Source organism: Nocardia aobensis NBRC 100429 (assembly GCF_000308375.1).
Taxonomy (GTDB): domain Bacteria; phylum Actinomycetota; class Actinomycetes; order Mycobacteriales; family Mycobacteriaceae; genus Nocardia; species Nocardia aobensis.
The window spans coordinates 82765-105803 of the sequence record NZ_BAFQ01000167.1; the positions used below are offsets into that span (position 1 = coordinate 82765).

The window sequence follows — 23039 nt, forward strand, 5'->3', positions numbered from 1 at the left end:
GTGGACGGTTCGTTACTCAGCCCCGTCGTCGAGCTGCGCAACACCTTCGAAAGTCTGCCCGACATGCTGCGGCGACCGATCGAGATGGCGGTGTTCGGCGGAGAACTCCCGCGCGCCGACATCTCCGAGATGCGCCGCATGGCCGCCGAGCTCCGGGCACGCGGTGAGGAGCTGGACGGACACTCGAGGGATATCAAAGCCGTACTCGCGCAGGAAGACTCGGTGGGCGAGCTGGCCGACCGGCTGCGCGAGGCCTTGCATTCGTACGGAAAGGGCGCGGCCCAGCTCGGTAACGACGCCGCTACCCTGGCCGACCAGGCGCAGGCCGCCGCCAACGACGCGGAGAAGTGGCTGTGCGTGATGTTCACGTTCGGTATCCACTTGGCGTGGCGCATCTTCGGTGTGGTGAGCAGCGCCGCGGCGGCGGGTCCGGCCGGCACCGCCGCCGCCGCGCCCACCGTGGATGCCATGCTGGTCGAGGGGCGCGGCGAAGTAACGGCGATGCGGGCCAGCCTGGAACGGGCGATCCAGGCCGGTGCGGCGAGGGCGGCTACCCGGCTGGCCGCGGCGGGACCGTTGCAGTTCGCCACCATGCTGGCCAAGGCGGCCGCGCTGCCCGTGGGCGTGGACGCGGGAGTGCAGGCGCTGCAGGTCGCCACCGGTGATCGCACCGCCGACATCATCGGATCGGACGGCACGAATCCGACCGGGATCGATCTGAAGTCGATCGAAGTCGCGGCCCTGGCGGGGATGGGTGGAGCGGCGGGCGGCATGCTCGCCGGAAAGTTCGCGCCGATGGTTTTCCCCAGAATCGGCAGCAGTCGTTTGGCCATGGGCCTGGTGCACGGCACCGCCGGCGCGATATCGGGTCTGGGTGCGGCATCGATGGTGGCCGGTTGGCCGCAGCATTACGATCAGGTGCTCGCGCCGCTGCTCAACGGAGCGTTCGCCGGGGGCGTGTATTCCCGCGGCGGCGCCCCCGCGAGAACCGTCGACGGCGGCGGGACCTTCACACCACCCGACGCGTTCTCGGCAGGCCACGACGGGACGGCCGCGATGCCTCGGCGGCCCGTCGAGGTGTCGGCGGAATCGAAACGGGCGTGGGAGGACGCGCAGAAGGCATGGGGACCGGCCGCGGAGACCACGAAGACCGCGGGCGAGCGCGGTGCGGCTCGCGCCGAGGTCAAAGAGGAGACCGCGGTTGCGAAACCGCCCTCACGCGGCGAACAGGGTGCATCGATCGCAGCCGACGGCCGCCAGTCCGGACAACACGCCCGTCCCGCGTCCGCCGACGCCGCCGCGGCACGGTCGGGCACGCATGCCGAGACGGCCGCTCCGGGCGAGCGGCCACCGGCCGAGAAACCGGTCGCTGCCGGGAAGGCGACCGCGCCCAGATCGGTCGAGGCGGTGGGCGAAACCTCGCCGCCGCCGAAGCTCTCGGCGAGCGGCACGCCACGCCCGGCCGGAGAACACACCGCGGTCGCGGACGGCGCCGGCAACAAGACGTCGGCACGGCCCCATCCGGTCGCCGAGGGCGAAGCCGGTTCGCCGCCGGGCGCTCGCGACGAGCACGGATCCTCGAATGACGGAGAGCGTCCGGCCCCGCAGCGGGATGCGACCGCCGTGCAGTCCGGCCCGGAAAGTCCCGAGCACTCGGGCCGGACCGAGGCGGACGGTGCCGAAACGCCCGTCGCTGAGCAACATTCGTCATCGGCGCACGACGAGCAGAGCGGTCCGGGCACCGATCACGACAGTCTGGCCGATGGTGCCGGTCTGCCACGCAGCGACCGCGACCGGGCGGTCGATCTACTGATCGACTTCCACGCGGCTTCCGCCGACCATGTTCCGGAAAGCCAACGCCTGCACAACCTGCCGGATGACGTGCTGATGGCCGGCCTGCACAGTGGCGATGAGCACCAGTCGTTGCTGGCGACGATGGAGATCATCCGGCGCGGCACGATCAGCGAAAAGGTGCCCGGCGGCATGGTGCTGCGGGTCGAACAGGCCGAAGCCGTCTACGCGATGAAATGGCGCCCGGTGGAAATGAAACCCGGCCAGGGCAAATCGCTGGTATTCATGGCCGCCGCAATGCAACGGGCGGTGCAGCACAAATCGGTTCTGCTCGTCACCACGACCGATGGGCTGGCCAATCGCGAAGTCGACACGTATCGGAAGTTGCTGACCGACGATCGAGAAGTCGCCGAAGTGCGGAAGTTGTTGGGCGACTTCGGGATCGACGTGTTCCGCGCCGATCAGCAGAACGGCTTCGGACCGATCACGGAGGGGCGGCCGGCGATCGTGGTCGCGACCGGTGAGACGGTCGGGCATCTGTGTAATGCCGGTATCAAGCCACCGCGACATGTGCTGATCGACGAGATGGACGGCATCATCGACCGGGGTGAGCGGCAGTTCCTCCGGTCGGAAGGTGCCGAGCAGGCGGCGCCGCAGGCTACGGCCGAGCAGGTATTCGATGCCCACGATTTCCTCACCGACGCATTGGCGAAAGGGGCTCTGTCACACGAGGATTTCGGCCTCCGGCGCATCTCGGAGGAAATAGGAGAGCATGCCGACGGGACACCGGAGGTCATGCACTGGTACGACGGTCAGCCCGAACTCACGCCCGAGGGCCGGGCGAAGGTCGGGGCACTGCCCGGCGGAAAAGACTGGCTGGACGGAATGGGCGCCTCCCGGCTGGAGACCGCGGCCCACGCCGAATTCCTCGTCCGTGAAGGCGTCCACTACGAAATGGACGCGGGCAAGATCGTCATCATCGACCAAGCCGAACACGGTCTGCAACGAAACCCGAAGACCTCGAGCGAATCACGGTGGAGCGCGGAGCCGGGTAAGGCGAGCCTCGCGCAGGCCATCGAGGCCAAGGAGATCCGCGCGGCCGAGACCCGCGGGGAGAGCGCCGAGGAGCATCGGATCGTCGTGCGCGCGGATGCGGAGTCCGCCAAACGCATCGATTCGGTCGAAATCTACCGTGTCGGAAGCGAATCCTTCTTCGATGAGGTGACCGGTGCATCCGGCACCCTCACCGACCTGAACCCCGTACTGAACAAGATCTACGGTCTGCAGGAGGCCCACGAGATCGGACGGTCGCAGGCGCATCGGCTGGTGGAGGGCCAGCATGATGTGGTCGAGAGCACCCATGCCAAACTGCGCACGATTGCCGAATACGCGAACGAGATGCGGGCCGGAGGCGAGGGCCGGTTTCAGGAGATCCTCTGTCACCGCAACGATTTGGTCGCCCGGCAGGTCGAGGCACTGGTGCGCGCGGGTGTGCCCCGAGAGGCGATCGAAGCGGTGGACGCCAAACGGATCATCGGCTGGGGTGCGGACTGGGAAGCCCAGTTGCAGAAGGTTTTCGACGAGGCCGGTGAGCAGGGCAAGATCCTGGTGATCAACCGGCAGGGTCAGCGCGGTGTCGACATCTCGGTCTCGGACGCGGTGAAGGCCAAGGGCGGCATGCATGTCTGGATGACCGAGGCGCCGGAGCACTCCTACATCTACGAGCAGGCCAAGAACCGCACCGCACGCAACGGTGAGCGCGGCAGTTCGCAGGTGGTGATGTCGACGCAGGACGCGCTGATCCGCAATGCCATGCACCTACGCGGCGTCCGTGAGGCGGTTGTCGTCTACGAGCAGGCCGTGGCCGCACACCAGGCCGATCCGACTCCCCAGACCCACGACGCGGTCGTCGCGGCGAGCCATGCCGTCCGGGAGATGGCACCGGAACTGCAGCAGCGTGCGCTGCGGCACTCCACCGCGGAGTTCATCCGCCATCACGCGAGCTCCACATACCTTCCCGGCCTCACCGTCGCCCAGGCCGAGACCGGGCACTACCGCGACGACACCGACTTCGGCCGCCCGGACGGGGCGGCGGACCGGACGGCCCGCCTGGCCGGGCTGCTGGGCATACCCGCCCCGGTCGTCGCCGATCAGCTGACCGTTCTCGAACGCGACGGTGCCGCCGATCCGTTGCGAGAGCTGCTGGAGCAGAACGGAATTCCGTCCGCAGCGGTGGAGGCCCTACGTCAACACGTCGATGCGACCGCGCCGGCGACGGTCCTGCAACGCGCCTTGTTCACCGACGAACAAGCGCTGAATCACCTGACGCCCCTCCGGGATCGGCTCGCCGTCGCGCTCGGCATGCGAATCGCCGGTATCGACGGCGCCGAAGGTATGCGCATCCTCGATCCCGCGCTGACCGACGCCAGGGACGTCCTGGCGGAGGCACTTGGGTACCCGGCCTCCGCGATCACCCCCACCATCGCCCGGGACATCCTCGGCGAGGCGGTCGACGACCACCTGACTGCCGCGAATAGCGGACGATCCGCCGCCCGGGACGATATCGCCCCGGCTGCGGCGGATTCCGGGCCTGTCGATTCCGGGGCGGTGGATGCCGGATCGGCGGATTCCGGGTCGGTGGACCTGGACGCTCGGGATCCGGAGGCCGAGTCGCCGCGAGCCGACGATCGGACGGCCGCGGACATCGTCGCCGCCGCGTCCCAGTACCTGGCCACCGCGGCCCTGCTCGATCTGGTCGTGCAGATCCACCGCCGCAGCCCCAACAGTTGCGTCAACAACGCGGTGACCGGCATGCGAGTGTTGTGCCCCGGCAACGCCCGCCGTTTCGAGATGCCCGCCGCCACACTGCGGGGCCACGGACGCGATGTGGTGCGCAAGGTGTTCGGCGCCGGGCTCGAGAAGGCCGAATCCCTGGAGCAGGTGGCCGAATCGTTGAAGTCCCGGCCGGGTGGGATCAGTGTCCTGGTCTACAAATGGAAGGACACCCGGGCGACCGGCAGCACCGACGCCGACGACCATATGGTCTTGCTGGTCAACGACAGCGACTCGATCGACGAACCGAACCTGGTCGTCGTCGACCTGGCGGTCTCGCGGGACGGTGACACCGCGAACGACTACGGTCCGCGGGACCTGCGAAACCGCCGGGCGTTGCTGAACAAAGCCGTCGGATTCGATGAATGGCGCCGCGAGCAGAAAAAGTTCATCGATCGGATGCCGGTGGAAAAGCGGCTGTTCGAAAGCATCGAGTTCGACCGCGACGGCAACCTCGTCGCCGATCCGCGCCGGGGCGCCCCGACCGCCGAGAACCTCCCGCCATCCCAGCAAGTCGACGCTCCCGCCGCCATGGTGGACGAAATAAATGCGATCAGCGCGGAGCTACCGGACCTGGACATGGCCATGCCGGCCCGACCGAGTGCCGCCCGAGACGTGTCGAACGACTCACACCGAGACGAACGCTCACCGGTCGGCAGCAGGCCGTCGGAGAACGCGACGGATCCGCCGTCACCGAGCACTCGCAAGCAGTACACGGTGCGGGCGGCCGGCGTGGCAGTGGGCCCGACCGGCAGGGAAGGCGAAAGAACTCGCACCAACGATGTCGCCACGGAACGCCGCCGCCTGGAGGCGTTGCTGAGGGAATCCTTCGGCTGGCTGGACTCCGACGGGGTCGACATCGCGATCATCCTCATGTCGGAACTGATGGCGAACTCCCTCGCCGACACCGACGGCAAGGTCGAGGTCGTCATTACCCAGACCGACACCGAGGCCGGCCGAAAACTGCGTTTCGAAGTTCTCGACGAGAGCACCTTCGCGCCCGAAATCGGCGATATGCCCGACGAATTCGCCGAACGTGGCCGTGGCCTGCCGATGATGGCGGCCGCCGCCGACGAATCGGGCATAACCGTGTTCGACGACGGCTCGGGTAAATCTTCCTGGTTCGAACTTCACCGGCCGCTACCGGCGGGTGGTGATCGCCTGCAGAATCCGACAACGCTGCAACGAGCACAGCGCGGTGACGCTGCGGCATTCCGGGAACTGCGGGAGCGGTACGGCGAGCAGGCATTTCGACGCGTGCTCGATGCTCTGATGCCGGGCACCAAACCTTCGGCCGGCCCTGAAGCCGCTCGTCTGCGGACCGTGGCTCGGTACATCAACGGGGCGGTCTTTCGAATCGCCGAGACCCGGCGCTGGCCGGTCGCTGCGGAGGAGGACATCGGAACCTGGATCAGCGACGTTGCGCAGCTTGCCGCGAGGGCATGGTCCGGCCTGACCTCAACACAGCGCCGGATCATCACCGAAGCGATCACCTCACCGCGACAAGACCGCACACCGCTGCAGCGCGGGGCCTTCGGGGCGTTCGTACGGTCCGTGCAGGCGCTACTGCCGAGCGAGCTGGGCCCTGAAGCGCCGGCGCACGACCTGACCGATCATGAGCTCCAGCTGATCCGGATGGTCGCCGCCGGGTTGTCGAACGACGCCATCGCTCGTCGGCTGGATCGCTCGGAGAGCCGAGTCAAGTTCTACCTGAAGCAGATCGGCGACAAGCTCGGAGACCACGGCCGGGTCGGCATAGTATCGGCCGCGCGAGAGCTGGGGCTGCTCGCGGACGACGACATCGCGGAGTCGCTCGGAAAGCCGTCGAACCTCGAAGTGACCGCGCGAGAAGTATCGATCCTCGCAAGCGTTGCCGACGGCATGTCGAACAAGGCGGTCGCGGCGCGACTCGGATTGTCACCGCTCACGGTGAAGGCCCATCTCGCGCGCATCGGCGGCAAACTCGGCATCAGTGATCGCGCCGGGATGGTGGCGCGGGCCTTTCACGCCGGCCTTATCCCCGCAATCGACAGCGGCCCGGGCATCGAATGGTCCGATGTGGAACGCGAGGTACTGGGGCTGGTTGCCGAAGGGATGAGCAACAAAGAGATTGCCGTCCTTCTCGGTCTGTCACCCGATCAGGTGAAGAGTCGGCTGAACCGGCTCGGCGTCAAGCTCGGCATTCGGGATCGGGCGGGAATGGTGGGCAAGGCGCTGCGCACCGGTGGCCTCGCACTTCCGTCCGATGCGGCGGATACCGGTTCCCGGGTGTTCCAGGGCAAGGATTCGTTGTCCGAGACCGAAGCCGTGATTCTCGGACTCGTCAAACAGGGCAAGACGAACAAGCAAATCGCGGCGGCGCAAGGGATCTCACCCACAACCGTCAATGCCTACCTGATCCGTATCGGCCTCAAGCTGCGCACGAGCGGACGAGCGGCTGCGGTGGAGGAGGCAGAGAACCGCGGCATCGACTTGACGGGTGAGCTGCCCGGCGCCCGGTCTACGCCCGATTACCTCGCATCCGGGGACGCCATCGGGAGTCGCCCGATCGGTAGACCCCACGATGCGGAGGACGCCGACGCGAACGAGTCGAGCGATTCCCGTTCCGCGACAACAGCACCCGACGGTTTCCGCAGTGCCCTGACAGCAAAGCTGTGGGGGCCGGGCTCGTTCACCGACTCCACCGGTGCGGTGGCGTCCGATTCGGAACCGGGGTACGAGGACCCGCCGTCCAGCGGCCCGGAAGGCCGGATCGGCAGCGCGCCCCACAGCCCGCGCACAACCGGTTTCCCGGCCCTTCTCATCGAAGGCCTCGACGCCGGTGTGGTGCGCCGGGAACCGCTGCCGGGCGCCCCGGGAGTCAGCGTCGAGCGGGTCACGTTCGGTAACGGCTACCAGAGCCTCCAGGAGGTCTACGACGACGCCGACGATGCGGCGAAGCAGTGGCACATATCGCTGATCGGTGGTGCGATGGGCGCACCGGTCGCCGCTACCCACCCCGCAAGCGACGACCATAGGGTGCTGTACCGGGAAATCGTGCCCGGAGGCGCTGCGAATACCGTTCTGCCGCAGGGAATGTCACGGGCTTACGATCTGGGATTGGTCGGCGGTGATCCGGCGAGCGAAGGATTCGCGTCCGGTCCGGTCGATCGCGGCTATCTGGATTCGGCTTCCGGGGAGCTGCTCGGCCTGCTGGATGCGGTAACCGGGACTCGGCGCAACACACGGCATTGGAATATCGGCCCGGACGGCGAGGTGACCGGCGGGCGGACCGCACTCGACTCCGAGCAGGCCGTGCCGAGCCCATTCGCCACCAAGTTCACCCGGTATGTCGACGGTCGCCCGGTGTGGCAGGGCCACGGCTTCGCCCGCGCCGACATCACCGAGATGCGGGAGCAGGTGTCCTACCTCGAGGACCGGCTGCGGGACTTCTCGAGTGCGCAGGAAGCCATGTTGCTCGACATGCACTCGCGGGTGATGGCCGAGTTCGGCCGGGCCGAGCGGTATGCGGTGCACACCCCGGAAGAGACGGTGCACGTCGGCGGTGTGAGCGCCGACGCCCAGGCCAAAGCCCGGCTGGTCGAGGAGTTCAACCTCAACCATCCCTACTTCGTCATCGCCGGATTCGACCATCCCCGAGTCCCCGTCGACGCGGTGCGAGAGATTCTCGAGACGCTGGACGACCTGCTCACCCGATACCGGCACGCCCCGGATCTGCTTGCGCACATAAGCAATATCCGCGAACTGCGCGTCGACTTCCTGGCGGATCCAGGAGTCAACGCCGAGACCTTCAACCGGGGCACCCGGAGCGAGTGGATGACGCTGAACCTGTCCCGGGTGGCCGACCGAGCTCAGGCGCTCGAGGACGATCTGTACGACCGCTCGACCGGGTTCCATCCGGCCAGCGGACGGTCCTACCACGACGACGTCATCCATGAGTTCGCGCACGCGATCGACCACGCCACGGGCAACCGGCTCAGCAAGGAAATCGCGGCCGTGCTGCGGCGCGCATGGAGGGCGCTGCGAATCACCGGCCTGATCGCCGAATCGTACGAAGAATGGCTCCGGCGCCTTCCGGAGGCGGCCTTCACCGACGAAACGAAAACCACGCTCAGGCCGGCGGAGGCGGTCGCGGTGGGGTTCGCCGCTGTGGAGATCGACGGCCCCGACGTCGGCAGTCCGGAATGGGTGATCCATCACTATGTCACCACCCTGCGCCTACCGGAGATCTCACCGGACCTGGTGGTGAATCTTCCTCCCGGCGAAGCGAAATCGGGAACCGCCACCACAGCGGATCAGCCGGAATTCGGACCCGACGACGTCATCGGCAGTAGGCCCTCGGAGAACGAGGCAAACCCGCGATTCGACCCGATCGGCGCGCGATCGGCCGAAGGGCCGGCATACGAGCGTTATCGGCACCGGCTCGGTGAGCAATACCGTGCCTTGGCCGGACAATTCGGTGCGGTGGCGGGCGGACCGCTGTCGCCGGACCTGCGGCCGGAGTTGCGGCCGGTGCTCGATCGCGCCGTCGATATGAACGGGGACCCGAGTGGGCCGGCCGACGCCGATCGGCTCGTCCGGCTCGCCTGGCGTCTGCAATGCCTCGACGAGCTGGCGGGGCGCGTGTGGGCCGAGACGCGGGGACGGTCCGTCGCGGGCGCCGAGAGCCTGCCGGTGCCGATGCACCGCGTGGAATCGCTGACCGCGGCGCTACTCGCCCACAGCGATGCATCGGCCGCGTACGATAGCGAAACCTCCACGCTCACAGCACAACTGGACGACGAGCTGGCACGGCTCTTCGGTGCGCCGCCCGGCTCACTGACGGCGAGCTTCCCGCACGACGCCACCGTCCGGGATATCGATGGAATCGATATCCGCAGTGTGTCCGGCGTCCTGCCGCCGGATGCGGGCGCACTGATCAGGCATGTCGACGCGACCGGTGTCGAACGGTTTCTGATGGTCAGGGAATCTCCCCGTCCCAGTGGTTCGCCCGCCGACTGGCGGTCGCCGACCGTGCCGGAGGCGGTGGCATTGAATGTGCGGGCGACGGGTTCGGTGACATTCACCGATGCCGGAGTGGCGGTGATGGAAGCCGCCGTACGCTTCGCGGCGGGTAGGGGCGAGGGCCGGATCACCGACGCCCGGTGGCTGACGGCCGATGAGCTCGAGGTGGAAAAGACCGCAGACCGGTTGCACTCATGGTTCGTGGATACCTTCCCGGCCGCGCAGGAAGCGTACGACGAGGTGCCACCACCGATCGACGCGGCCGGCCGCATCGCGCGATCCGCCTCCCGATTGTCGTTGAGCACGAACGACATCGAACGCCTGGCCCTCGAGGTAGCCGCGCGGCCGGTGACCGAGCACGCCGATATCATCGAGTTCTTCGATCAGCTCGTCGAGTGGGTCGAGGAGATCAGGATGGCCGACGCCTCCGCGACGATCGGCGATGCCGAACTGTTCGACAGCTTGCACAAACACCGAATGTGCATCACTCTCGCCACCCATCCCGACATCCTGGACGCGCTGTCCACGCCGATAGGCTACGAGGCAGTGCTCGATTTCGTGCACACTCCGGGTTGGGGTATCGGCGGGATCGCTGCCCGAGTGGAATTCCTGGCGGGGAGCGAGATCCGTGCGGCTCTGCGGCGGGCCGATGCGAACAATCCGGATTTCGCGCCCGTTGTGCGCGGAAGTTTGGGTCTGCCATGGGCGGACGATCTCGGCAGGATCGGCCGGGAGCTGCGTCGCATGGCTGAAATACCGGCGGGGGCTCTGGATCAGGCTCTACTGAGAACGATCCGCCAGTTCGTGTCGAAGATCGCAGACCCCGACGCTCCGGAAAAAACCGATCTGCGCAGCGCGGCGATGGCTGCCGATTATCGAGTCTGGAGTTATCTAGCCGCCCTCGACGACTATTCTCCGCGCGCAATCCGACAAAGCATCGCCAACGATTATCTGCATTCGGGCCGGATCGGAGAGTTTTCCAAGGAAATGCTCGGTGACGTCGTGTTCACCGAGCAGCAGCTGCGCGCGGTCGAGGACCTCTACATCGACCACGCGGACAGTTTCACTTTTTCCAGATATTCCACTCTGGCCGCTGCGCTGCCACCGAGCCGCCGGCCGCCGACGATTCGCGCGGCCACGGAGTTGGTCGCTGACGTACCAGTGGAACTCGCCCGGTCTGTCCGCGCTGTCATGGCCGATGACGAGCGAGGCAGAGAGCACACAGTACTCGGCTTGCGGGGCACCGGGGCGGCAGTGCTGCCCGAATTGAAGGCAGTTGTGCGGGCCTTCGTGACCGAGGTGAAGTCAGCGCATCTCTCGCGGGAAAGCTTGGCGAAAGTGCGGTCGTCGGATCTTCTCGCCGGCGTGCTGATGGCCGTGACGAGATTTTCGACGTCGGAGTGGCACCGCGGCGATACCGCGTCGTTGCGGGAGTTGCTCGCGTATTTCGACCGGGCCACGACCGACGGGCGTATCGCGGCGATGCCCGCGGAATACCAGCCGAGTGGTGTGGTGGAGGTCGCCAAGCTGCGCGCCGGGTCCGGGCCGCAGTGGACCGAGGACCAGCTGGCGCGTTTCGCGCGGCTGGCGGCAAATCTGCGTGCCGCGCATTCGGCGATGACCGGTGCCCGGCGTCCGATCACCCAACTACTCGGGGAACTCGGGCGCGGCATCGTCGAGCACATCTCTGCATTGGAGCGTTCGCTTGCGTCGGGCCGGCACGCCAACGGCGCCGTGATGAACGATGTGGCGCGACGGAAAATGAGAGCTCTCGCAGAGGAGCTGCGGAAACTCGCAGCATCGGAGCCCGGTGGTGCGAATCCTTTTCCGGCGTTGCGTTCACTCGAGGCTTTCGAGAACAATTTCCAGTTGTTGGCCGGAGTCGGGGACTTGCACGACCACTTGCGAACGATTTGTTTTGCGTGGGCGATGCAGCAATATCCGGAATGGATCGACCGGTTGCGGGATATCGGTGCGGGAGAGCCGACGCTCGACGAGATCGTCCTCGTCCGGGAATTTGTGGATCACATTACGAACCAGGAGGTGTTCTCACACTATTTCTCCAGCCGCAACGGCGCCCGCACTTTCCGTCGAATGACCAGCGCTATCGCGCTCGAGGAGGCGATAGCGCGCGCTCAGGGGGTCGGTGTCGCGAGCGAGACGACTCCGCTGCGGTTCATTCCGACACGTGGGCCGTTGCTCGAGCTGTCCGGGCATATCGCCAGCGCCTGTTGGGCGGGCAAGTATCGCTCGGTCGCCGAAGCGATGCCGAATATGACGGCCGCTGTCATCGTCCGCAATCCGGACGACCCGGACCGCGCCAGGCTGGAGGGCGCCGGCCTGCTCATCGAAACCACCAGCACATCCGGTGTGCCCCTGCTGCTCATTCGCGGTCTCAACCCGCAGGAGACCTATATCAACCATGTGTCGGTCGATGATTTCTATCGCACCTTCATCGACTGGGCACAGGGTATTGCCGCAGCTCGCGGCCGTCACCTCGCAATCGTCATCGACGGCGCCAGCGGCCGAGCCGCGACCAACCGCCCCGCCCTGTTCCGGTACCTCGACGACATCCGCCCGACGCTGACTCCGGTCCAGGTGGATCCGGCCGACACGACCTTCAACAACTACGACGTCGGCCGATCGGCCTACCTTGTCGAGCCCGCCAACGCCGGTCGGCAGGGGCTGCCGCAGCCCGACGATCGCATCGGCAGCAGGCCGACGGAGGACCTCGGATCGCCCGACGATGCTCTGCGGTCGTTGTCGGAGCCCGAAGCGGTTCTCGGGTGGGTCAGTTCGGCATTACCCGCTGCGGACAACGGGCACTCCGGCCGCCGCGCGCTGATCGATCACCTGCGCGACCGCGCCGCCTTCGCCCATCCCGCCATCGGGCTCCGGCCACCGGACGGGTGGCTCGCGGACAACCGGGACATGCGTCGCGGCCACGCCGCGAAGGCACGTGAAATCGCCGACCGATTGGAGTCCGATCCGTCCTACGGGCCGGCCGAAGCTCATCACGATGCCCGGTTGCACGCGTCTGAGATGCGCGAGGAGTACAGCGGTTTTCGCTGGCAACTGGCCGTATCGGGCGCTGACGTATCGAATCCGGGGGCCTTGGCCGCCGCCGTGGCGGCTCGACTGCCCGAAGAGGACTCGAAGCCGGCGCACCGGGACGTCATCGCCGCGGCGGCACGCCTGGCGGAACTCGCCCGGACCACTGCCAGGGACGACGCCGCATTCGTTGTCACGTCGTCCCAGGACCCCGATGGCCGACACCGCTTGGTCGCCCAACTGGATTACACCCGAAGCGATCCCACCGATTCCGATCCCGGGCTGACCGTCGAGGAGTTACGTCGCGGACTGTCCGATATGGACGGCCGCATCGATCTCGACACGGCCGATCCCCTGCCGGAGGGGCAGGTCTGGCATCGGGTTCGGCTCGACCTCACCAGACAGCGAATTCTGGTGTGCTGCGCTCTGTGGGGACGGGGCCGGACGGGTATGGGCACGTTGAACCTGGCGCTCTGCGAGGGCCTGGTGGCGGCCGGGCACGAAGTGACTGTCCTACCGGGACAGGTCGATTCCGAGTTCCGGGTTCCGGGTGTGCAGGTCTACCTCCGCGAGGAGTGGATGCGGGATCTGCATCCCGAGCACGTGAGAAGTTTGCCCGACTCGGTCGATATGGTGATCGTGCACGTCGAAGCCGGTGGCCTCCGGGCCGCGGTGAATGCCGAGGAGGTCTATCCCGCAGCAAAAATCGTCGCTGTCCATCATCTGATTCCGATGCTGTGGGAGAGCCTCACGAGCGATCCTGCGCAGGGTCGCGGCAGCGTCGCGGCGGGCATCTATCTTTCGCGGCGGGCGCATCTGGTGACGGGCTTGGGCCCGGCATTGGCGACAGACGCACTGTTGCAGGCCGCCCTGGCGGGCCACAGTTCGGTGCACGAACTGCAGCCGGTCCTGGACATGGCCGAACAGCCGCCGCAGCCCGCGCCCGGCAGTCCGGTACGGGTTCTGCTCTTCGGCCGTGTGGACGACGCGTTGAAAGGTGGCGCGGAGATCGCCGAGGTGGTGTCGCGGCTGCGCGCGCACGGCCACGATGTCCGATTGGTGGTCCGGGGTTTCGAGAACGACCTCAGGGCGGCCCACACCGAATTGGCGCAGATCGTCGGTGACCCCGATGTGGTCGAGGTGCTGCCACACACGAGGGATCCTGCTGAGATCCGGGCGGACATTCGCGCGGCTACCGTGGTCGTGATGCCTTCGCGGGCGGAGGGTTTCGGCAGCGTCGCTACCGAGGCGACCGAACAGGGGGTGCCGGTCGTCGTGCCGTCGACGAGCGGGGCGGGTAGATACCTCGCCGCACTTGCCGGGCACCGCGCCGCGGTGGAACGATTCAACCTGGTGAAGCAGGACCAGGGTGCACCGGTGCCGATCGACGACTGGGTGGCCAAGCTGCAGGTCGTCATCGACGATGTGCCCGGCGCATGGGCGGCGGCGCGTCGATTGCAGGAGCTCATGCGGCCCCTGACACGTGAGAACAGCGCCAGGATGCTCGTGCATGCCACGGTGAACACCGAACCCCACGCTCGTCCCGAGATCCGGCCGTCGCGGACGCGCGTGTCGTTGGTGCAGGGGCGAGTCGTGGCCCGTGGGGAGGAAGAAGACTACCTGCGGATACTCGCCGTGGCCGACGCGATGGAAACCGATCCCGCCGTGCGCAGTGCGATCATCGGTCGCAAGGGCATCGAATTCGCGCCGTCCTGGGAGCCACTGTCGATCCGCCTCGCCACGGCGGATCCTGACGAGTGGTTGTTCGCGCCTTGGACAAGACCTGCGCGGCACGATGATTCGCGGGCCCGCATCCTGGGGGCAACGGTGGCGACGGTAGCCGAGCAGGGATTCGCCGCGACGACAGTCGACGAAATCTGCCGCCGCGCGGAAGTCGCTCCGGAGGAGTTCGACGAAAACTTTCCGCGCACCTACGACGCATTCGCCGCGGCGCACAAGGCGGCGCTGGAGGATCTGCGGCAACTGATCGTCGACGAAGTGAGTTTCGCGCGGGCGCCCGACCACACCGCCCGTATAGCGACCGTGGCGCACACCTATGTGAGTGCCCTGACCGCTCGACCGGGCACCGCACGGGTCGTACTGGTAGAAAGATCCGGCCTCGACCTGGTTCAGCGCGCTGCGCGCGCCATGACCGCCACGAAATCGATTGCCGCCACTCTGGCCGAGGTACTCGACGAGCCGACCATGTCCGCCGAGAATCTGCGCGCTCTGGCGGCTGCGATCCAAGGCCTGCTGGCGAATTGGGCCGTTACCGGAGACAGGGCTGTGGTAACGCGCCTACGGCGTGATCTCGCCGACCTCCTCCGTATCGGTACCGCGTCGCCGGAGGTGAGGCCCGTCGCCGTCACGCGACCGCAGTCGCCATCGGCGGAAAGCGGCACGATCGAGGCGGCGAAACCTGTCGAGCGAGAACGGATGTTGACCGAAATGATCTCGGTCGCCGCGCGTTATGGCTACGCCAGGATGTCGCTGGACATGGTTCAGCAGCGCGCCGGCGTGGTCCTCGGGGCATTTCAGGAGCTGTTCTCCGACAAGGAGACCGGTTTCGAGGCCGCCTGCGCTGCGGCTATCGAGCGCCTGCGAACCTCTCTTCGAGCGGCGGTGCCGGACAGGGTCGATGATGAACTGCGACCGCGGCTGGAGGCCGCATTGGGTACCTGTCTCACCGTTCTTGCTGCGCACGGGGACGAGACGCGAGTGCTGCACTTGGAATTGCCCGCGACCGGGCCGCTGCGCGAACGGTTCCACGCGATTATCGCTGAGCATCTCGCCCAGGCCGTCGACGAAATAGATGCCGATACCGGCCGCCTCCTCGCAACCGCCGTCACGGGCGTCGTCGCCGACCGGATCGCCGCACGGCAGTACGCCAGATTTCACGATCTGCCGTCGGCCGACGTCGATGCCGGAGCGATGACCCCGCTGCCCGGAGACGTTCCGATCGTGACGGCCTGGGCGCACGCACTACTCACCGACGCCGCTTCACCAACCGACGGGCCGATCGGCTCGCGCCCCGGGCGTCCCGCTCGAAAGCCTGCGCCGCAACAGGGTTCCGGCACCGATCGGGCACCCGGCTCACCGTGGCGCCGCGGCGGTAACTCCCACCCCGGGACCGATCCGGCCGCCGTCGACTTCGGCGAAAACAGCGATGCCACGGCGATCGGGGCCACCCCGTGGCAGCGCAAAGACGCGACGCCGGCCACTACGCCGTGGGCGTCGGTCACTGAAACAGGCAGCGGTACAGCGCGTTCCGATTCGGCGCGGCTCCTCGAACGGATCAGGGCGCACATCGATGAGGGGGCGCAAGATCGAGCGGCCGCACTCGTCCGCGCGGAGTTCGATACCGAACTTCGCACAGTCTCCACACGTTTCGGACTGCAGGCCATACCCGGCGTGTTCGACGAGATCTGCGCCGCTGTTGTCGGCCGGATCGCCCAGATCGAAGATCGAAGCCTGGCCGCGTGGGTGGAGCTCGTCGCCAACAACGTGCTGTCGCAACAACGCGGATTCGCCCACATGTGGTGGCGCATCCGGGAACTGCTCGTCAACGGCGCGCGTCTGACGGAATCGGATCCGATGGTGCAGGCGTGGAACGACGTGCGGTTGACCGATGTACGGCGGGCGCTCGACACATTGCCGCCCCATCGCCGCGATCGCCTCATCGCCGCCTTCACCTCTGGCCGCCGCGGCGGTGGGCAGGCGCATGCCGATCCTCTTGCCGCCGCCCCACAGGCGCTGTGGTCGGCTGCCCGCCATCTTGGATCGGCGATCGCGGCCGCCCGCGGTGTACAGGCCGAACTTCCGGCCGAGCCCCGGACACAAGTGGACGACGTCGACGCGGACGAGGTCGCGGTGCGGCGGATCCCGTCCGGACTCCGCGACCGCAGCGACACCGAGGCTGTGCCGATGACTCCCGGCGCGCTCGATCGCCCACCGGTGGAAACACCGGCACCGGCGCCGACACCGGCCCGGAAACGCGCATCGAAGTCCGCCGCCGAAGCGGAGCCGATCTATATCGTCAATCCCGGGCGAATCACCGAGGCGCTCCGAGGGCTCCCCGGGCTCGAACGGGAGTTCACCCGCGCGAGTTTGGCGGATCCACGTGGCGATTTCGCTGCGGCCGGTGCGGATTATCTGCGCACCTTGATCACGGTCGCCGCGTACGAGCTCTCGCTCGGCCAATCCACGACCGCACACAACCGCCTGTCGGCCGCATTCGACGCAGGTATAGCACTGCTCAACCGGTTCACCGCGGACACGGAGATCAAAGCCATTCTGGCGCCGCTGCATCGGCTGCGGCGCACGCTCATCGAAGACCCGACGTCGGCCGTGACACTGGCCGACGAACTCGCGGACGACAGTCCCACCCGCCGGATTCTCGAGCGGACCGTGTCGCATCTGCAGGCCATCGGCCGAACGGGCCCCGTGGTGGGATCGAAGCCCGTTGCCGGACAAGCGCATCGGGGGGTGCCGACCGATCCTGGGACGAATGCGGCCGAAGGTCCGATCGGACACCGGCCGTCCGACGCCGCGCCGACTCCGCTCGACGTCGATCAGGTGCTGCAATGGATCCTCGACAGCCGGTCGACACCGGTGCACTGGCAGCCGGTCGATCAGGTGCCGGACGACGTGCTGCTCGCGTCTGCCGCCGATACGGAGATCGACCTCGAGACCATTCGCCGGAGGTGGGGCGCGATCGCGGAAGATTATGTCCGCTCGGGCTGGCGCGCCGGCGGGGGGCTGTTGTTCCGGGGCGACACGCGGCCCTTGTCCGTTCCGTCGGCGGACGGATTCGTCCCGCTCTCCCAGCGCGATGGCAAGGTCGTCTACACGACGGTGCGGGTGAATCGAGCCGGCGACTACGGCGAGTCGGTGATGATGGACGCCGCGACCTCGCAGTGGACCGTCGTCCACCGGATCTACGTCATCGACGCGCCCGGTGGGTTCGGAGTGGTGGACGAGAACGGCGACGTCGTCTCCGTGCACTGGCCGGGAGGCCTGCGCAGCGACCGCGTCGTGGGCTGCTTCGAGATTCCCGCCGAAATCTGGCAGCGCGATTTCGCGGCCCAGGCGGGCCGATTGCGGCAGTTCTGGCGCCCCAACCCCACCTACCGCCGACTCGACGCGACCGCGTCCGAAATTTCTGCCACCGAGGACGAATCAGCCGAGGACACTCCGGCGCAATCGTGGGCACAGGACGGTCGGAACGATCCACAACCGGTCCAACCGGAGAATCCCGAGGGGCGACCGGACGAGGCCGCGTCAACCCTTCGCACCGTCGACCGATCGACGGCGTCGGCGGCTCGGCATGTTCTGGCCGAATTGCTCTCGGCGCCGGTGCATGTCGTGCTGGCGGGAGCGGTGCGCTCGGCCGTGGATGCCATCCGACAGCGCATCGCCGAAGCGTCCGACGACGTTCTGGTGGCGGTGGACACCTCCGAGCTGATCGCCTGGATCTCGGAGGCGCTCGACCTGCACCGCCGAGCCGAGGCGGCGACCAGGAAGTCCGCGACCACCGATGTGCTGTCGCCGGACCAGCAGGACCGACTCGAAGAACTTCGGCGGGCGTTCGTCACGAAAGCCGACGCGCTGTCTCGGCGCCTGGACCGGATGTTCGGATCCGACCCCACGGCACCGCTCGCGATCCCGGATGCCGACGATCCCCTGCGTGAATTGCGACGATTGGCCCACGTGTCGAACTCGGCGCATGCCGCCGCCCTCGTCGATGCGCTGACGCACTACTTCGCGACCGCCCGCTTCGGCGACTCCCGCGCCGGCGAACTCGCGAATCCGGAATTGGCCGCTGCCGCTGCCCGATACCGCGACCTGCAAGCAGCGGGATTCACCGGAAAAGCGGCTCAGAAAGACGTCGCGAAGGTCGCCGGAACCTCGCAGTCGAAGGTCAGTCAGGTACTGCGCCGACCGGCCGCCGATATCACCGCCGATCAACGAATCATCCTCATCGCCGCACGCTGGCTCGACTACCCGATGCCGGAGGATCTGGTGCGCGCCGCCGCGCAGTACGAATCGGAGATGCGCGGCGATGCCGATGGGACACAGCCCGACACGGCAGCGGCGATTCGGGCAGCGGAAACCAGCCGATTGCGCGACGAACTCGCCACCGCGTACCGAGAACTCGAGCATGGCGAAGACTCGGACCCGCTCGCCGAATCAATCTCTCGTGCCACACCATCACAGTTCGACGAGCAATTCCGCGCGCTGAGCCCGATTCAGCGGCGCGTCCTGAAGCTGCGGTACGAAGAGGGTTTGGCGCCCACCGAAACAGCGGAGGAGTTGAACGCGCGGGGCTGGGAGGCCTCGACGGTGACGCCCCACATCGTGCGGGCGGCGGAGGCCGGTGCCCTTCGTCGGCTGGCCGGATTACTGGCCCCGAACCAGACTTCGGCGGTAAGCGATCACTGGCGCGAACGGCAACAGACGCTCCTGAGGCTGACCGCCCGTGGCGTGTCATGGTCGGGAGTCCTCGAACAGACCGGCTGGTCGCGAGAAACGGGGCGCAGAACCTACTCAAAGCTCCTGCGGACCCTCGACGTGCCGAAGCGCGTGTCGATGGTGCCCGAGGCGGTCCGCCGCGGATTGCTGGATATCCCCGAACTTCCGGCACTACCCGCGCGGACTCCCCCCGTATCCCCCGACGAGCGCACCTTGCTGTTCCTCGTAGCCACCGGATTGTCGAACCGCGCGATCGCCGAGACGCTCACCGCCCTACGCGGTGTGCCCGTGGGAAAGGACGCGGTGACCAAGCGCGTACGGGCCCTCGGGCGCAGGATCGGAATCGGCGACCGCGCCGGGATGGTGGCCGCCGCCATTCGCGCGGGATGGCTGGATGTCAATGCCGACGACTGGCCCTCCCACTCCCGCGTTCGTGGCACCGCCGTACCCCTCAGTGCACAGGAGCTTCGGACCCTCAGCCTGATCATCTCCGGTCGCACCGACGGTCAGATCGCTGCCGAGCTGAACACGACCCGGCAAACGGCCGTGACCTATCGCAACCGGATTTTCGTCAAACTCGGGGTCCACTCCCGAGAGGACGCGGTCATTGCCACGTATACGAAGCCGGAACTCGTTGCCGCGCTGCCTGATTCAAGCAGCGCCGATATTCGGGCCATAACCGACATTCTCCGGATGGTCGAGCAAGCTACCGCGGGCCGCGAAGCCGGTCAGCCACAGTGGCGTCGGACGCTCGTGCATCGGCTGCGTCACGCGATCCTGTCGGGCGACGTAGCCGCCGGCCGGGCGCTGCCCTCGGCCCGTCTGCTGATGCAACGGCTGGACCCTGAGAAGATACAGGCGTCCACGGTCCGAGAGGCGTACCGGCAACTACGCGACGAGGGATATCTCGCCGTCGTCAGGGGTCGACCGACCGTCACCCCCAGAGACGGCTGGCCCATCACCGCCGAGACACTCCGAACCCACTTCGCCGACAGAATTCTCGACCTGGCTACCAGAACCGTCGGGGCCGCTTCGGGACCGGTGATCGTCGCGGAAGTGTGCGCACGGGCGACACGTGGTGCCGAAAAGGGTGACCGGACCGTGGCGGAATGGGTTGATTTCGTCGCACGCAATGTGATCGCCGAACACCGCCCCGCCGCCGAATTCCTTCGTCGCTTAGGAGATTTCGTGTTGCGCGGCGCCGGCTTGTCCGGTGACGGCGCGCTCGCGCAGGTGTTGGCGAAGGTCTCCACCGACGAAGTGCGCCACTTACGCGCCGAACTCCCCCTCAATCGACAGTTGCGGCTCGACAGGTTCTGGCCGACGCGGCGCGATTCGGCGGCGCCACGCGACATTCCCACGGATCCGATGACCGTAACACTCGAACTATGGTCGACTGCACGGGATTTCGTCATTCTGCTGGCCGAACGCCACGGAGCCACGGTTTCTCTGCCGATGAAGCCGACCGGTCGCCAACCTTGGCCGATCCTCGACAACTGGACAGGCAGACCGTCCACCCGATCGCTCGTGGGTCTCCGCCTGACGCCGGACCAACGCAGACTCGTCCGTCTGCTCGCACGGGACCTGACTTATCGGGAGATCGCTTCCGAGTTGGGCATTTCGGTGGACTCGGTGAAGTCTCGAGTGGCTGATGTGGCCCGCGAACTCCACGGGGAAGGTCGTGCCGAGCTCGTCGAGATCGCCCGCCGCTCGGGACTGCTCGACGACACGTCCTCGGCTTCCCGCGCCGCGAACACCCCGTCGCGAAGGACCGCCTCCCCGGTCGCGGAGCCCTCGGAGGTAGCGCGCCGGGCGGGCTTGTCGAACCGCGAGAGCGAGGTCCTCGCGTTGTCGGAGCGGGGTCTATCGAAGCGAGAGATCGCCGCTCAGCTGGGTATCGCCCCCCATACCGTGGAGGACCACCTCGGCCGAGCCCGGCGCAAGATCCGGAAAATCACCGAGCCCACCCTCTCGCCCGGCAGCACCGACCCAACAGCCATGTCGTCAACCGAGGAGGTGCCGGATACCGGGCGACCGGACACTGATGCGATCGGCGCAAGGCCGACACGGAACACAACCGCGAATGCCTCGCAGACGAACTCCGCCGTCACACCGGATCCCCTGCCGGCCGACACCGATCCCACCCCTTCCGAGAAGAGCCTCGCCGAGGAGGCGCTGATCGGACTACAGGGGTACTTCGGTCCCGACGCGGACGAACGCACACTGCTGCAAGCAGTCGACGCCACCGACGTCGTCGGCGCCTCCCGCGCCCACGCCGGCAAGGTCGCCCAGTGGTGGCATGCGATGAGCAGCGGCCTCCCCGACCGCCCGGACCTGCCGCCGCTCCAGGCCGAACTCGGGCTCTCCGATCAGCAGTACGCGCTGCTGCGGGTTCACCCGCACGCGATCGGCAACGCCGACGGTGTTCCGTTCACGGTGCGGGACAAGGCGAATCGGCTCTCGATCGCCCGTGATATCCGGCGGTTCCTGCAACGGCGACCCGAAGTCGCCACGCATGCCGTCGTCGAGGGCGCCGCGGGGATCGCGCGCGCCCGTGCCTTGTTGCGCCGCGCCGGTACCGATCTGCAGGCGAGAATTCCCAACCCGACACTCACCAGAGCCGAATTCGAGGAACTGCGCAACCTACTCGCCACCCGGCGGCACCTGCGCGACATCGAGGCCGATACCACGCGCCTGACCGGACACCCGCCGGTACAACTGCTCGCTTACGACGCCACGGCGCACGACGGCAACGGCCGCGTGATCCTGTCCATCGGCAACGCCGACCGCGCCGAAATCGTGAACCGGATGACCAACGGTCTGGGTTCGACGGCGCGGAAACTGCACCACCGCGCGGAGTATGGGCAGAGTCTCTACGAGATCACCACGCTGCGCGGGAACGGTTCCTCGGTCGCCGCGATCGTCGATATCGGCTATCACTGCCCGGTCGATCTGTCCGTCGCCTCACCGCAGATGGCCGAAGTCGGCGGCGACATCGTGGCCCGCGACATCACCGCATTCAACGCCACCCGCGAGTTCTACGCCGAGCAACCAGCCGGCGTGCCCGTGCCGCGGCTGCGCAACGCCATCGGCCACAGCTACGGCTCGACCACCCTGTGCTACGCGGCGCAGGATAGGCGGCTGGCAGGCGAGTTCGATCAGGTGATTCTCACCGGTTCCCCGGGCGTGGGCCGTCGGATGACGCATGCCGATGAGTTCGGGGTGCCGGTGTACGTCTCGAGCGAAAAGGCCGATCCCGTAGCCAATCTGGGTACCCACAAACCGGGCCGGAAGGGGCGCGTGGGACTGGGCACGAGCCCGGCGGCGGCGATCTTCGGCGCCACCCTGCTCACCACCGACGTGCCGGTCCGTGGCCGGTACGCCGCGCAACGCCCGGGGCCGGCCCACCGCTTCCTGGTGAAGCCGCACGCCTCCTACTATCTCTGGGCCGATGAGACCGAACAGGTGCCGGGCCGCAGCCTCGACAATCTGGGATGGGTACTCGTCGGCCGACCCGAGGCCGCCGAACGCGCCGAATACCCCATCGCGCCGCGGCCGCACGGTAAGCGATGGCGGCGGAAGCGAGAAGGGCCCTCGCCACTCGAGACGGACGTCGACGCCGAGGCCGGTCCGACCAGCCGCATCGGCCGCGCGCCCGCAGACGACGGCCCGCAAGACTTCCGACACGGCGGCGGCTTTTTCCCCAACCAACCCGATGAGCCCCAGGACGGCGTGGGCTCGGACGGTGTTCCGGCGGAACGGAATCCACACCGTCTGTCCGACCGCGAGATCGAGAGCGAACAGCAACGGAGCGAAACCGAGCGTGCGCGTGTGGATCTCGCAAGGCTACTCGGCGTGGACCCGCGCACGGTGGAACTGCGAGGCGCGCT

The 23039-nt window shown here is 67.5% G+C and carries 1 protein-coding gene (running past one end of the window); it reads left to right on the forward strand.

From position 1 onward, the window contains the following. Window positions 1-23039: the 5' portion of an MFS transporter gene (locus RJ03_RS22280; protein ID WP_157163478.1), read on the forward strand. Its footprint extends 14494 nt past the window's final position; only the first 23039 of its 37533 coding nucleotides appear in the window; it begins with the start codon at window positions 1-3; the stop codon falls past the right edge of the window.